Genomic DNA, 14984 nt, shown 5'->3' with positions numbered 1-14984 from the left:
ACATTAGGGATGTTAAACCTGTGTTGCGCGACATTAACCGCATGGATAATAGGATTTTAACTGAGTGTTTTTTGTTCTGCGGCACGAGTAATGCTTGCCTCAAATTGGCGAGCACATTAGTAAAAAGAAGAAGGGATATTCCTCTCTTCTTGAAGAGTAAAAAGCATGTAGAATGAGGCTTTCCTCGCTGAATTAAAGTTTGAGAGACTTGTTATGCAAACCAACTGGCAACCTACTGCTTCCATTGACCAACTTCGTCAACGTGCGACGTTAATCGCGTCGATTCGACAATTCTTCGCTGACCGACAGGTGATGGAAGTCGATACGCCAGCCATGAGTCACGCAACCGTGACTGACATCCATTTGCATACTTTCCAAACCGAGTTTGTTGGCCCAGGCTATGCCGATGGCAGTAAGCTGTTTTTTATGACCAGCCCAGAATTCCATATGAAGCGCCTTTTGGCTGCGGGTAGCGGTTGTATTTATCAAATCAACAAAGCATTTCGTAATGAAGAGAATGGTCGCTACCACAACCCTGAATTCACGATGTTGGAGTGGTATCGCGTTGGCTTTGACCATCATAAATTGATGGATGAAATGGATGACCTGTTGCAGCTGGTATTGAAGTGTGGCGCAGCGCAGCGCATGACGTATCAGCAAGCCTTCATTGATGTGTTGGGTGTGTGTCCACTGGAAGGCTCGATGACTGAGCTGAAAGCGGCGGCAAGCAAGCTGGGTTTGAGTGACATTGCTGAGCCTGAAGAAGATCGCGATACGCTGCTGCAACTACTATTTAGCGTGGGAGTAGAAAACAAAATTGGTCAGGACGTGCCGGCTTTTGTGTACGACTTCCCTGCATCACAGGCGGCGCTTGCGAAAATCAATCCTCAAGATCATCGCGTCGCGGATCGTTTTGAAGTGTACTTTAAGGGGATAGAGCTGGCGAACGGATTTCATGAACTGGATAACCCGAAAGAGCAATTAGCGCGCTTTGAACAAGATAACGCAAAGCGTATCGAAATGGGTTTAAAACCACAGCCGATCGATTATCATCTGATCTCTGCACTGGAAGCAGGGTTGCCAGATTGTGCAGGGGTCGCGTTGGGTATCGATCGTTTGATCATGCTGGCGCTAGGCTGTGACCACATTGATCAAGTGACGGCCTTTCCATTTCCAATTGCATAAGGACGTCCAATGAACCTGACGGCTGCACGTTTCGTCATCTTTAGCTACGCCATATTGATCGCTTTTTTATCTCTGAGTTCAGGTGAACTGCAAGACTGGGGCAATATCGCGTATCTCGACAAAATGCAGCACGCTATGGCGTATAGCGGCTTTGCGTTTTTAGGTTGTTTTTGTGTGTGGCGTTGGCGTCAACGTTGGGCGGTGGCGATTAGTATTTTGCTATTCAGCGCCGTTATTGAGTGGTTGCAAGGGTATGTAGGGCGACAAACTTCTTGGTTAGACCTTGTCGCCAACTCAACTGGCATCTTAACTGGTCTGTTATGTTACCGTATTTGGAGCCTCTATCGACCTAGGTTGGTGAAGTCGCTATACTCGATTCGTTAATGAAGAGGGAACACGATAACAATGAAAACGCGCGACAAAATCGTCTACGCGGCACTGGAGTTGTTCAACCAACATGGTGAGCGCAACATCACCACCAATCACATTGCCGATCACATCGAAATTAGCCCTGGTAATCTGTATTACCACTTCCGCAATAAGCAAGAAATCGTTCGTGAGATCTTTGCGCTTTATTCAGCAGAACTTTTAGAAAGATTTACCCCTATTCAAGGTTCGCAAGAGAGCCTGACTATGCTGAAGAGCTACCTAGACTCTATTTTTACCTTGATGTGGAAATACCGCTTTTTCTACGCAAACTTACCAGAAATCTTGTCACGAGATGAACAGCTACACGAACAGTACATCGATGTGCAAGAGAAGCTGCAAGCGAACCTCATTGCTATTATGCAAGAGTTCGTAACGATGAAGCTGTTGAATGTCGATCAACAACAGTTGAAGTCATTGGTATGTACATTGCACTTGATTGCGTGTAGTTGGTTGGCGTATCAATCCGCGATGGCTTCAAAAACCAACATTACCGAGCAAATGGTGAAGCAAGGGATGTTGCAGATGCTTAATGTCGTTAAGCCATTAGCAACTGAGCAGGGCTTAGAGCAGCTACTGTTATTAGAAGATGCGGTTAGCAATCTACACAGTTAAACGTCAAACTGCTTAATATTTCGAGAGTCACTCTCATTTTCGAGTCGTGGCTCGAGTTGACTTGTCAAATATGCCACGCACAATAGTCCCATACGCTAAAAACCCTTGCAGGGATAAGATTCTCGATAAAGGAACTATCGCCCCATGAATTACGACATTTTTAATGGTGATGCTGATGGCATCATTGCTCTTCTACAATTGCGTTTGGCTGATCCTGTCGATGCCCAGTTAATAACCGGTGTAAAGCGCGACATCAAGCTGGTGGAAAAAGTAGATGTGCAAGCGGGTGATGAGCTGACTGTGTTAGACATTTCGATGGAAAAGAACATGGCAGGTCTAGAGCAAGCTTTGGCTCAAGGCGCGCACGTCTTTTACGCCGATCATCACAAAGCGGGCGACATTCCTCAGCATGGTAATTTGGATGCGCACATCGATCTCGATGCCAACATGTGCACGGCGTTGATTGTCGATAAGTTGCTTGATGGGCGTTTTCATGACTGGGCGATTACGGCGGCTTATGGCGATAACATGATTGCTAAAGCCGATGAGTTAGCGAATAACGCGGGCTTGTCGCAGCAACAGAAAGAGCAGCTAAAAGAGCTGGGTACTTTAATTAACTACAACGGCTACGGATCGAAAGTCGAAGATTTACACTTTCACCCTGCGGAGCTGTACCGAGCTTTGCTGAAGTACACGTCACCATTTGAAGCTATTGAAGATACGGCCTCGCCATACTACCAATTGCAATCGGCTTACCAACAAGACATGGAGGCGGCTCTCGCAGTGCCTGCCATGCATGAGAGCGGTAAGCTGAAGTTGTTTGAGTTACCAAACACGGCGGCATCACGCCGAATCAGTGGTGTTTATGGCAACTGGCTAGCAAACCAAACCCCTGACTCTGCGCATGCGGTACTTACTGAAAATGCAGATGGTACTTATACGGTTTCACTCCGTGCCCCGTTAAACAATAAACAAGGTGCCGTGGCCGTGTGTGGTCAGTTCCCGACAGGTGGGGGGCGAGAGGCGGCAGCAGGAATCAACGCGTTAAGCAAAGATGATGTGCATGCTTTTATTGATGCGGTAGAAACCTACTACGCATAGCATTTTCCAAAACATGAATACAACAAAGGAGCCGAGTGGCTCCTTTTTTTATGATAAGTCAATAAGTCAGATAATCAGCGCTTTAACCAAGATTTCGGATCCTGCGCTTCACTATTACGACGAATTTCGAAGTACAGCGATGGCCTGTCTTGACCGCCCGTATCACCCGCGAGAGCAATCACTTCGCCTGCGGTGACTCGATCGCCTTCTTTTTTAGTTAACGCTTGGTTGTAACCATAGAGGGTCATGTCACCTTTTCCGTGGTCGAGCAGTACCACTAAACCGTATCCGCGCAGATACTCAGCAAATACGACAGTACCAGGATAAACGGCTTTCACTTGTTGACCATAGTTGGCAGACAACACCATGCCCTTCCAGTTTACCTGCCCAGTTTGTCGCGTACCAAAGTTGTGTAACACACTGCCTTTGAGTGGCCAAGGCAACTTACCGCGCTGTTTGCCGAGTCCGTCCATTGGCACCGCATTACGCTTCGCTGCTTTGGCGATCTCTGCTTTTAAACGGGTTTCGTTGCGTTGCAGCTCGGCTAAGTAGCGTTTGTCATTCTTGATACTGCTCTGAATCTTATTCAGGGTTTGCTTACGCTTGGATTGTGTACTTGCTAGCGCTGTACGTTTTTCGGATTGCTGCTTGAGCAGAGTCTCGATTTGCTCTTTTTCTAGCTCGAGCTGGTTTTTGTTGTGCGCTAATTCTTGGGTTATTTTGGTGATCGCATCAATCACTTCAGCACGTGCTTTAGCTAAATGCTGGAAGTATTGGCTCATGCGGTCTTCTTCCACACCTTGATTTAACAAGTGACCATTGGCCTTCGCTCGCTCGGTTACGTAATACGTTTGCAGCAGCTGTTTGAGTTCTTCTTCTTGCTCTTGACGCTGTGCTTCTTGCAAGGCAATTTTCTCTTCTAGATTTTCTATGTTTTTGTCTGCTTGTGCGAGGTTAGACTTGGTTTGTCGTATTTCACGCTCAAGCTTAGAAATTCCAAGCTCTTGATCTTTTAATGATTTCTGTAACTCATTGAGCTGCTTTTCTTGGGAAGAGAGCGATTTGCGCTGACGGCTTATCTCACTGGATACGCCTTTGAGCTCTTGCTGACTCACAGCAGAGGAGGTAATGGGATAAGTGGCAGATAAAGCACAAGTTAATAAAATAGCCGAGCGTAGAACAGGGTGATTTTGTTTTCGCACTTGAGAGTTACCTACCACGTTGTTGTCAAAAAGGTTTGTTGACGATTAAATACCATCTCCATGGATAAAGCTTTGCGACTTGCCGTTAAAGCCTTGATCCATATCGAGAGAGGGTTTATCCGTTTTTGGACGTCCGACGATTTTTGCAGGCACGCCAGCCACCGTTGTGTGAGGAGGCACGGCTTGCAATACCACAGAGCAAGATCCGATTTTCGCGCCTTCACCGACTTCGATATTGCCAAGAATCTTTGCACCAGCGCCGATCATCACACCCTCGCGAATTTTCGGATGACGATCACCGCATTCTTTACCAGTACCACCAAGGGTGACATCTTGCAGTATAGACACGTCGTTTTCGACCACGGCAGTTTCACCAATCACGATGCCTGTTGCATGGTCGAGCATGATGCCACTACCAATGCGCGCTGCAGGGTGGATATCGACCTGACATGCTACCGAAATCTGATTTTGTAGGTAAGTCGCAAGAGCGTGACGACCTTGCTTCCATAGCCAGTTTGCTACTCGGTAGCCTTGCAGTGCGTGATAGCCTTTTAGGTACAGCAATGGCATTGAGTACATTGAAACAGCAGGGTCGCGATTGACCGTGGCACAAATATCACAAGCCGCGCCGTCAGTGATGGTTGGATCAGCTGCAAAGGCTTCTTCAACCACTTCACGTACAGCCATCGCTGGCATGGAAGCGGTGTTCAATTTATTAGCCAGAATATAACTCAGAGCGGCACACAAACTTTCATGCTTGATAATGGTGGCATGATAGAAGCTCGCCAGCATAGGCTCTTGTTCTGACATTTCACGGGCTTCTGAGACAATTTTGTTCCAGACTTTTTGTTTTTCGCAGTGTTTCATTCTCAATATCCAGAGTGGTTCTTCCGTGACCCGACAACTTCAATTTTTCTCAGATGAGCTGCAAAGGGCGGTAGATTGCTACTTTCCTTCGGCTTTTTTGTCACGAGCAAGTAAATCTTGCGCTGCTAAGCGCGCATCTTTTCCTTGATACAATACTTGATAAATTTGATCAACTATCGGCATCTCAACACCCATACGTTGAGAAAGTAGCCATACTTCTTTTGTATTGCGGTAACCCTCAACCACTTGACCAATTTCTTCTTGAGCCGTATCAACGTCTTTACCTTGGCCTAATGCCAAGCCAAAGCGTCGGTTACGTGATTGGTTATCGGTACATGTCAGGACAAGATCGCCTAAACCCGCCATGCCCATAAAGGTTTCTGGCTGTGCACCCAGCGCAGCACCAAGGCGACTCATTTCAGCCAAGCCACGAGTAATTAATGCGGTACGAGCATTGGCGCCAAAACCGATACCATCAGACATACCCGCACCAATCGCAATAACGTTTTTCACAGCGCCGCCCAATTGCATACCAATAAAGTCACTATTGGCGTATACGCGGAAGGTTTTGCTACAGTGGATTTTTTCTTGTAGATCCGCAACAAATTCAGAATCTGGAGACGCAACAGAGATTGCAGTCGGCATACCCATTGCGAGCTCTTTCGCAAACGTTGGGCCAGACAATACTGCTAGTGAGTAGTTTTCACCGATAATGTCATAAGCGACGTCTTTCAGCAGGCGCCCCGTTTCAGGTTCAAGCCCTTTGGTTGCCCAACAGATGCGAGAGTCTTCGCGCAAGAATGGTTTACAGCTGTTTAGCACGATGCCAAAGACATGGCTTGGAACCACAACCAACAAATCTCGGCTTGCTTGAACGGCTTTTTCTAAATCCGATTCAATGATCAAGCTTTCAGGGAAATCAACACCTGGTAAAAAGGCATGGTTAGCTCGGTCTGCTTCTAGGCGAGCCATGTGCTCTGGCTCGTGTCCCCAAAGGACAACGTTCGCGCCGTTACGAGCGAGTGAGATTGCCAAAGAGGTGCCGTATGAGCCTGCGCCAATCACAGTCATTGCGATGTCTTTACCGTAAGCATTGTTTGTATTTGCTTGTGTCATGCTACCGCCTAATTGTCTTGCTACTAGTAGAATCTAGTTCCTAATCGTCAAATTTTACGCCTTCTGGCGATTAGGAACTAGGAACTTTTGTCAGAAATAAAAAATGCACATTGCATCGAATGGTAGACGCTCTGTGCATTTTATTTGAGTCGGTGACGTCAGCACTGTGGCTATTCGTCACTTATAAAACGTGAATTACGCTTCAGCTTCGCCTTGTTGAGCTTGCTGTTGTAGGTAGTTCATGAATAGCGCGTCAAAGTTTACTGGCGCTAGGTTCAGTTGAGGGAACGTACCTTTAACGACTAGGCTTGAGATAGTTTCACGAGCGTATGGGAATAGGATGTTCGGGCAGAATGCGCCTAGGCAATGTGCAAGTTGACCAGCTTCCATTTGTTCAGCAGTGAAGATACCACCTTGTTGAACTTCACATAGGAACGCAGTCTCTTCTTCGTTCTTCACAGTAACGGTTAGGCGTAGAACAACTTCGTAAACGCCTTCACCAAGCTCACGGCTTTGAGTGTCTAGGTCTAGTTTAACGTCTGGGTTCCACTCTTTCTGGAAAATTACTGGAGAGTTCGGCGCTTCAAAAGAAACGTCTTTTAGGAAGATGCGTTGAATTGCGAAGTTTTGTTGTGCGTCTTGAGGTGCTGCTTCAGCCATTTTTTAATCCTTAAATCAATATTTGTTGAGCCTAGAAACGTCTAAGCTCAGAAAACTGGTATGTCCTGAGACTAACTGAGCCAATCTACCTTGACTAGATGAAGCGTGTATTACGTGCAAAGCGTCACAACTTAGTGCTCCAACTGCTTTCAATTTGCTCAGTTTTTTGTCCGCGAGGCTTGGTAAAAGCGCGTTTAAACGCGAACTTTCGTTCTTGCCACGTTCCTACTTCTTACCGCGAACTAACGGCAGGTTCGCTTCGTTCCACGCAATCAAACCATTTTTTAGTAGGCTCACGTTTTCGAAGCCAGCTTTTACTAGTAGGTTTGCGCTTTCTTGAGCGGTCTGTCCTGTCTTACATACAACAATGATTGGGTCTGATTTGTGGTTTTCAAGGCTACCCAAGTTACCCGCTTTGATGTCTGACGGTAAAATGTGAAGTGAGTCGGTGATATGACCTTTTTTGAACTCGTCTTTGGTACGGATATCCACTACAACGCCGTTTTCACGGTTCATAAGATGAGTCAGTTGGTTTACGTTGATTTCTTTGTATGCGGCTGTCGCTGATTTCACGATGTTCATGATAAAGGCGACAAGAAGACCTACCCAAACCAAAGATAGAATCATGTTCTGTTGGAAAAATTCAATGTACTCTTGCATGTCTTGAGCTCTTACGCTGTTGGCGGAAAAATAAAGCAGGAGTATAGCGAGGTTACGGCTCTTAGGCGAGAGGGTTAAAATTTTCTAACGAATAATTGAGATCTCTATAAACCCTTTATGCCCTTACTATCCGTACATTTCGCTCTGGTAGCTTGATTGCTTTTGCCTATTGGACTTATCGGTTTAAGTGACTTCTGTTTTACTGAGAAAAGAGAACAATAGGTATTAATCCATCTTGTTTGATGTTGCTTTAAATTAGCGCTGTTTCAAGTGCAAAAATAAGAATGATAAGCGTAAGAAAACCGAACTTAGACTGGGGTGTACAAAGCGTATTAGAAATGACTATGCTTGTGGAACACGATTGTCGGCACTGACTCGTTGTTCGCTTAACTTGTAAGATAGCAACAATAAATCGCAAACATTATTTGATCTTAACCTACAGTTTTGGTTAAAAAGTGTAGTAAAATTACGCTAGTTTTGTTTCAAGGTTAGATAGGGCAGAGAGGCCCTACGCCAAAAGTTACTTAAATTTGATGAGGTCATCACTATGTCAGCTAAGAAGCCACTGGCTCTAGTTATCCTTGACGGTTACGGTTACCGTGAAGACACAGCAAGTAACGCAATTGCGAATGCGAAAACACCAGTAATGGATGCTCTGATTGCGAATAACCCACACACATTAATCTCTGCTTCAGGCATGGATGTTGGCCTTCCTGATGGTCAAATGGGTAACTCTGAAGTTGGTCACACTAACATTGGTGCAGGCCGCGTTGTATACCAAGACCTGACTCGTATCACTAAATCAATTGCTGATGGTGAGTTCGAACAAACGCCTGCGCTAGTTGAAGCAATCGACTCTGCTGTGAAAGCTGAAAAAGCAGTACACATCATGGGCCTGATGTCTCCAGGCGGTGTTCACTCTCACGAAGACCACATTTACGCAGCAGTTGAAATGGCAGCGGCGCGTGGCGCAGAGAAAATCTACCTACACTGCTTCCTAGACGGCCGTGACACACCACCACGTAGTGCTGAAAACTCACTACAACGTTTCCAAGATCTATTTGCGAAACTAGGTAAAGGCCGCGTTGCTTCTCTAGTAGGTCGTTACTACGCAATGGACCGTGACAACAACTGGGATCGCGTCCAAGTTGCTTACGATCTTCTAACTCAAGCTAAAGCTGAGTTCACAGCAGAAACGGCAGTTGCAGGTCTAGAAGCGGCTTACGCTCGTGAAGAAAACGACGAATTCGTTAAAGCAACAGCTATCAAAGCGGAAGGTCAAGAAGAGGCAATCATGCAAGATGGCGATGCGGTTATCTTCATGAACTACCGTGCTGACCGTGCACGTCAAATCACTCGTGCATTCGTTCCTGCATTTGACGGCTTTGAGCGTGCAGCATTCCCAGCAATTAACTTTGTGATGCTGACTCAATACGCGGCTGATATCCCTCTAGCTATCGCATTTCCACCTGCGTCTCTAGAAAACACTTACGGTGAGTGGCTATCTAAACAAGGTCAAACTCAGCTACGTATCTCTGAAACAGAGAAATACGCACACGTGACTTTCTTCTTCAACGGTGGTGTTGAGAACGAATTCGAAGGCGAAGAGCGTCAGTTGGTTGCTTCTCCAAAAGTTGCAACGTACGACATGCAGCCTGAAATGAGCTCTCCAGAACTAACAGAGAAGATGGTTGCGGCTATCAAGTCTGGTAAGTTCGATACCATCATCTGTAACTACCCGAACGCAGATATGGTTGGTCACACTGGCGTTTATGAAGCGGCTGAGAAAGCAATCGAAGCACTAGACGAAAGCGTAGGCAAAGTGGTTGAAGCAATCAAAGAAGTTGGCGGTCAGCTACTGATCACTGCGGACCATGGTAACGCAGAAATGATGATCGACCCTGAAACTGGCGGTGTTCACACTGCACACACTAACCTACCAGTGCCTCTAATCTACGTAGGTGACAAAGCGGTTGAGTTCAAAGAAGGCGGTAAACTGTCTGACCTTGCACCAACAATGCTTTCTCTAGCGGGTCTAGAAATCCCAGCAGAAATGACGGGTGATGTGCTAGTTAAGTAATTAACTGACGATTCAGAATGACAAAAGCCCGAGTATAAACTCGGGCTTTTTTGTGTCTGGTAATAAGGACTGGTTTGTAAGATTACTGAACTAAAATCCCCGCACCAATCACCGCTAGGGCCGCGCCCAACCAAGCAAATCGGTTTGGTCGGCGTTTAGTGTAAACCCAGAGCAGCGGTAGCAACATGATTGGCGTGGTTGAAGATAGAAGTGCAACCATACCTACATTTCCTTCTTGCAGTGCGTATAAGATTAGCGTCATGCCGACGGCCATCGCCAAGAAACCATTAAGCGCAGTAATACCAAATATGCGCCAAGTAATGTGTTGCGTCGAGCGAGCGACTTTGACTCCTAGAATTAACAACATGCTGTGGGCGAAAAAGGCACTGATCATTCGAATAGCAGAAGCCGCAACTGGGTCAATACTGGTTTGCATTACTGGCTTGGCGATGATGCCGCCCAATGCTTGGCACATTGCTGCGGTTAAGCCAAGTCCAATACCCACCCAGATGTTACCTTTAATGTCTTCCAAGACGTTATTCACTAGACCTCTTCGGCCAAAGAATATCGCCATCACCACGCCGCTAAATACCAATGATGCGCCCAGTAGTTCTATTGTGGTCATGACTTCGCTAAATAAGAAGTAGCCCAAGATGGCAGAGAACACGGCGTGGCAAGAGAAGAGTAACCCGGCTTGTCTTGGCCCCATACGATTCAAACACGCGAATAGAGCGGTATCGCCAATAAAAATACCAATCAGTCCTGAGGCCATCATTGGCGTTACATGTTCCCAAGAAACCGTTAACCAGCCGCCAGTTATCCAGGCCATTGTTGATAAGATCACGGCTGTGCAGCCCATACGCCAGCGGCTGTAAGAAAATGCGCCTAGGTGTTGTGCAGGAATGACCGAAATTAGGCTAGAAACTGCCCACAGAAAAGCGGCGCATAAAGCAAGCCATTCGTAACCCATGATGTGTCGACGTCCTTGTAGAGTAGAGGAGTCTTAATATGCACGAAATTTATGGGATGTAAAAGCCGCTCTGTAAGGGCAGTAGCTGGAGAGCAGCTCCATGACAACACGCTTTTTCATGGAGCTCTTCGATTAAAACAGTACCAAAACTGCGCCATACACGATAAGTAGACCAATCAAACCGAGAATCAGGCCTACTTTCGCCATGTCTTTGCTCTCGATGAGGCCTGTTGAATAAGCCAAAGAGTTTGGTGGTGTGGAAACCGGTAAGATCATGCCAAGTGATGCGGAGAAGGCGACGACAACCAGTAAACCTTGTAGGCCACCAACCGCAATAAGGCTTGGCATTGATGTACCAATAGCGGCAGCAATAGGCATCAATAAGTTTGCTGTTGCGGTATTAGACATAAAGTTCGCCATTAACCAACACACTACTGATAGGGCTAAAACAACGGCAAATGGTGATAGCAGGCTGTAATCAATGGCGTGCGCTAATGCTTCGGCTAAGCCCGTTTTGTCTAAGGCAATACCAATTGCTATACCACCGGCAACCAGCCATAAAACATCCCAGTTAATCAGCTTGAGCTCTTCTTTTCCCATAATGCCCGTTAACGTGAACACTGCTAGTGGGATAATCGCGACAACGTATGTATTCATGCCATGCACTTTCGTTGTCATCCAAAGCACAATGGTTAGTGCAAAAGTGATGTAGACGACGATCGCACGCCAGCTCCTTTTGAATGTACCATCTAGCTTTAGTTTCATTTCTGGTTCGCTGGACGGAAACAGCTTTTGCAACAAGAACCAAGCTACAGTGAGTTGTACCAACACAAATGGTAGACCCATTGTCATCCAAGATAGGAAGTCTATCGCGTTTTCTCCAGTGAGATATTGAAGCGCTATCGCATTAGGTGGCGTGCCTATCGGAGTCGCAATGCCGCCTGTATTCGCGGCAATTGGAATGCACAGCACCAGCGCTTTAATCCCTAAATCCCCTTTAGGTGCTGAAGCGACGATGGGGCCAAGCAGGGCTAGCATCATCACGGTCGTGGCAGTATTGGACATAAACATTGAAAAAACGGCGGTAATTAACATCAAGCCCAGCATGATGAACTTAGGTTGGGTGCCGAATGGTTTTAATAGTACTCGGGCGAGGTTGTTGTCGAGCTCGTATTTGGAAGCCGCAATCGCAAGAGCAAAACCACCCATAAAAAGAATAATGATCGGTGAAGAGAAGGCCGAGAAAATATCGGTGTAAGCAATTAACTCTCCTAAATCATGCCCCGCTGGTGGATTGCGAAATAGATGCAAACCTTTATCCGATATCATGATCAGTTCAAGAGCGATAATAAGAATGGACGTAGCAAAAACGGGAACCGGCTCGAGAACCCAAAGTAGGGCAGCAAGAAGAAAAATAGCTAACAGGCGATGCTGAATTAAAGTGAGATCGTCAATAGGAATAGCATCGATCGGCATCATCAAAACACCGAGCGGAATTAAAAAGCACACCAGCAATTTCGCCAACGTGTTTACACTCATCTTTGGCATTGGCTGCCCCTCTAAATATTCATTCTAAGCGCAGGATAATTGATTGTGGAATGAGGGTCTTAGAGGCAGGTATGAGTTTGAGAAATAGAGGCTAAATTTCGAACGGAGTTTTGCTTTTTATCAATAAAAAGAGCCCTTAATAAAGGGCTCTTTAACGGTGTTTTACTTATTTTTTCAAGGCGTAAGGTGTGCCCATAACGGTTGGCTTACCGTTTTCCATGCTTGCGTCAAACTCAATCGCGTCTTTGGCAAACAGGTTAATAACAGTAGAACCCAGTTTGAAGCGGCCCATCTCTTCGCCTTTTTTCAAGATCACGGCCTTGTCACCCTCTGCTGGGTAATCCCATTTGTAGACAGTGTTTCCACGAGGCGGAGTGATCGTGCCAGCCCATACTTGCTCAATGCTACCAACAATTGTCGCACCAACAAGCACCTGTGCCATTGGACCAAACTCAGTATCGAAGATACACACCACACGCTCGTTACGTGCAAATAGGTTCGGTACGTTTTCTGCTGTCAGAGGGTTTACTGAGAACAGGTCACCTGGTACGTAAATCATTTGGCGCAGAGTGCCGTCACATGGCATGTGTACACGGTGGTAATCGCGCGGAGATAGATACAATGTGGCAAAAGAACCATCTTTAAATTCGTCCGCTAAATTCGCGTCACCGCCCAGCAATTCTTGTGCTGAGAAGTGATGACCTTTTGCTTGGATAAGTTGACCATCTTCAATAGGGCCAAACTGGCTAACACAAGCGTCGGCTGGATGAGTGATGACGTTTTCGCCTTCAGAAATTGGGCGTGTGCCTTCTTTTAGCTCACGAACGAAAAACTCGTTGAACGTTTTAAAATGCTTAGGATCTGAGTGCTTTGCCTCATCCATATTCACATTGTATTGTTTGATAAACCAACGAATAACTGCTGTTGTTAGACCGCCAGCTTTTGCTGAAGCCAGTTTACCCATTAGGCGAGTGAGGCCGTGTTGTGGGATCCAGTACTGCAGTCCAACTTTAAACTTGTCCATCTTTAATTCCGATACTTCTGTTGTTAGATTCGCGCTTTAGGGCGCGTGATGTTACTGAAATTTAATTGGCTTGTCAGTATTAGGTGAAGACTTTTTACACAGTTACAGCCTTAACTCAATTACAGATCGGCTTTTTTATTACGTGAATACTGACGATTTGCTTTGTTTTCAACCATGCTTTCCAAAATGCGATGATAGTTTTCAAAGCGAGTTTCGTTAATTTCCCCGTTCTCGACAGCTTCGCGTAGAAGGCAGCCTGGGTCATCATTGTGTTTACAATCTCGGAACTTGCAACCGCCTAAATATGGTCGAAATTCAACGAATGCTTTTGTTACTTCTTCTGCTTCCAAATGCCAAAGACCAAATTCACGTACTCCAGGTGAGTCGATCAAATCGCCACCTGTTGGAATGTGGTATAAACGTGCAGCCGTCGTGGTGTGTTGGCCCAAGCCAGAGTTCTCAGAGACTTCGCCTTCTTCCACTTCGCTCTCTAGTTCCGGCATTAACGCGTTGACTAAGCTGGATTTCCCTACGCCTGATTGACCAACAAAGATATTAATTCGATCACGTAGTAGGGTTTCTAGTTCAGCAATGCCTTCTCCAGACTTCTTGCTGACCAGAAGCACTTTATAGCCAATACGTTCATATTCTTTGAGCCATTCTTCATACATTGCACGGTCATCGGCTTCTAGAAGGTCGACCTTATTTAAGACCAACAATGGCGCAATATTCAGTGTTTCTGATGCAACGAGATAGCGGTCAATAATATTTAGCGATAGCTCTGGTAATACCGAAGAGACAATGACCATTTGATCAATATTGGCTGCAACGGGTTTTAGGCCATCGTAATAATCTGGACGAGTGAGCACTGAAGAGCGAGGTTCTACCGCTTCAACAACACCAGAGATGCCCGCCATAGACTCCAATCCTTCGCGCCATAAAACACGATCGCCAGATACTAGAGACTCAATACCACGGCGGAGGTTACAGCGTTGAATTTCGCCTGTTTCAAGGTCTTCAATGTCCGCGTGCTGACCAAAACGAGTGATCACGAGACCTTGCTTGCTGGCGCCTAGCATGTTTTCATCCCACTGGATGGACTCTTCTTGCTTCTTCAAACGCTTTTGTTGGTTGCTACGTACGCGTCGCACCTGACCTTTGGTTAACTTTTTCTTCTTTGCCACAATTCTGTACTTTATGTGAATTTACTCAAATGGTTGAGCCGTACTCTTGGCTCCGTGTATGAGTATCGTGTTTCTCGTATTTTGAGGTATAGTACCTCTTTTATCGATAAACAAATAGGCGGCGTAACCATGTCCTTTAGCGATCAAAACCTAATTTGGGTTGATTTAGAGATGACAGGGCTTGATCCTGAAACGCACAAAATCATCGAAATTGCTTCTATTGTCACGGATAGCGAACTAAATATTTTGGCTGAAGGTCCAGTGTTAGCGATTCATCAGCCGGAAGAAGAACTGGCGAAAATGGACGACTGGTGTACTAACACGCATACGGCAAGCGGTTTGGTGG

General features: G+C 46.0%; 15 protein-coding genes. 6 read left to right on the top strand and 9 right to left on the bottom strand.

Annotation, left to right across the window (positions count from 1 at the left end; all coding sequences use genetic code 11):
- The first annotated feature begins 213 nt into the window (after positions 1-213).
- The 4 genes from epmA (at position 214) to CAG68_RS14515 (ending at position 3327) form a co-directional block, all read left to right on the top strand.
- On the top strand, positions 214-1185 hold the full coding sequence (gene epmA / locus CAG68_RS14530) for an elongation factor P--(R)-beta-lysine ligase (RefSeq protein ID WP_005381485.1): 972 nt from the start codon (positions 214-216) through the stop codon (positions 1183-1185).
- 9 nt (positions 1186-1194) lie between these two features.
- Positions 1195-1569 carry a VanZ family protein gene (locus CAG68_RS14525; protein ID WP_017635567.1) on the top strand — a complete coding sequence of 125 codons (375 nt, stop codon included), beginning with the start codon at positions 1195-1197 and terminating at the stop codon, positions 1567-1569.
- Between the two features lie 21 nt (positions 1570-1590).
- Positions 1591-2226, top strand: a complete 636-nt coding sequence (locus CAG68_RS14520) for a TetR/AcrR family transcriptional regulator (RefSeq protein ID WP_005381480.1) — start codon at positions 1591-1593, stop codon at positions 2224-2226.
- Between the two features lie 144 nt (positions 2227-2370).
- On the top strand, positions 2371-3327 hold the full coding sequence (locus CAG68_RS14515; protein ID WP_053307392.1) for an acetyltransferase: 957 nt from the start codon (positions 2371-2373) through the stop codon (positions 3325-3327).
- 74 nt (positions 3328-3401) lie between these two features.
- Here the strand turns inward: CAG68_RS14515 and CAG68_RS14510 are convergent, their stop codons facing one another.
- The 5 genes from CAG68_RS14510 to CAG68_RS14490 all read right to left on the bottom strand — a co-directional run bounded on the left by CAG68_RS14510 (position 3402) and on the right by CAG68_RS14490 (position 7832).
- Entirely contained in the window at positions 3402-4547 is a 1146-nt protein-coding gene (locus CAG68_RS14510) for a murein hydrolase activator EnvC family protein (protein WP_064368829.1), read from the bottom strand.
- A 27-nt stretch (positions 4548-4574) separates the two neighbouring features.
- Entirely contained in the window at positions 4575-5396 is an 822-nt protein-coding gene (gene cysE, locus CAG68_RS14505; protein ID WP_005381475.1) for a serine O-acetyltransferase, read from the bottom strand.
- Positions 5397-5474: 78 nt separating this feature from the next.
- On the bottom strand, positions 5475-6512 hold the full coding sequence (gene gpsA / locus CAG68_RS14500; protein WP_005381474.1) for an NAD(P)H-dependent glycerol-3-phosphate dehydrogenase: 1038 nt from the start codon (positions 6510-6512) through the stop codon (positions 5475-5477).
- A 195-nt stretch (positions 6513-6707) separates the two neighbouring features.
- The gene (gene secB / locus CAG68_RS14495; protein ID WP_005386410.1) at positions 6708-7172 is read right to left on the bottom strand and encodes a protein-export chaperone SecB; all 465 of its coding nucleotides are present in this window, start codon (positions 7170-7172) and stop codon (positions 6708-6710) included.
- 225 nt (positions 7173-7397) lie between these two features.
- Positions 7398-7832 carry a rhodanese-like domain-containing protein gene (locus CAG68_RS14490; RefSeq protein WP_005386415.1) on the bottom strand — a complete coding sequence of 145 codons (435 nt, stop codon included), beginning with the start codon at positions 7830-7832 and terminating at the stop codon, positions 7398-7400.
- A gap of 547 nt (positions 7833-8379) precedes the next feature.
- Between CAG68_RS14490 and gpmM the strand changes: the two genes are divergently transcribed.
- Positions 8380-9912, top strand: a complete 1533-nt coding sequence (gpmM, locus tag CAG68_RS14485; protein WP_054730415.1) for a 2,3-bisphosphoglycerate-independent phosphoglycerate mutase — start codon at positions 8380-8382, stop codon at positions 9910-9912.
- 82 nt (positions 9913-9994) lie between these two features.
- Here gpmM and CAG68_RS14480 read toward each other — a convergent pair whose 3' ends face one another.
- From CAG68_RS14480 to rsgA, 4 genes are all read right to left on the bottom strand, one after another.
- Positions 9995-10882, bottom strand: coding sequence for a DMT family transporter (locus tag CAG68_RS14480; RefSeq protein ID WP_086047078.1), 888 nt, complete (start codon positions 10880-10882; stop codon positions 9995-9997).
- 132 nt (positions 10883-11014) lie between these two features.
- Positions 11015-12430, bottom strand: coding sequence for an SLC13 family permease (locus CAG68_RS14475; protein ID WP_025768799.1), 1416 nt, complete (start codon positions 12428-12430; stop codon positions 11015-11017).
- A 166-nt stretch (positions 12431-12596) separates the two neighbouring features.
- Positions 12597-13454: an archaetidylserine decarboxylase gene (gene asd / locus CAG68_RS14470; protein ID WP_054730418.1), complete on the bottom strand. Its 858-nt coding sequence runs from the start codon at positions 13452-13454 to the stop codon at positions 12597-12599.
- Between the two features lie 119 nt (positions 13455-13573).
- Complete coding sequence (rsgA, locus tag CAG68_RS14465; protein WP_025768798.1) at positions 13574-14638, bottom strand: small ribosomal subunit biogenesis GTPase RsgA; 1065 nt, start codon at positions 14636-14638, stop codon at positions 13574-13576.
- A gap of 129 nt (positions 14639-14767) precedes the next feature.
- Between rsgA and orn the strand changes: the two genes are divergently transcribed.
- On the top strand, positions 14768-14984 hold a 217-nt coding region (gene orn / locus CAG68_RS14460), incomplete at its 3' end, for an oligoribonuclease (protein WP_161441306.1).

This window comes from Vibrio sp. V42_P2S4T144, from assembly GCF_009904715.1.
In the GTDB taxonomy this organism is placed as follows: domain Bacteria; phylum Pseudomonadota; class Gammaproteobacteria; order Enterobacterales; family Vibrionaceae; genus Vibrio; species Vibrio alginolyticus.
This window is presented reverse-complemented; position numbering and strand designations above follow the sequence as displayed.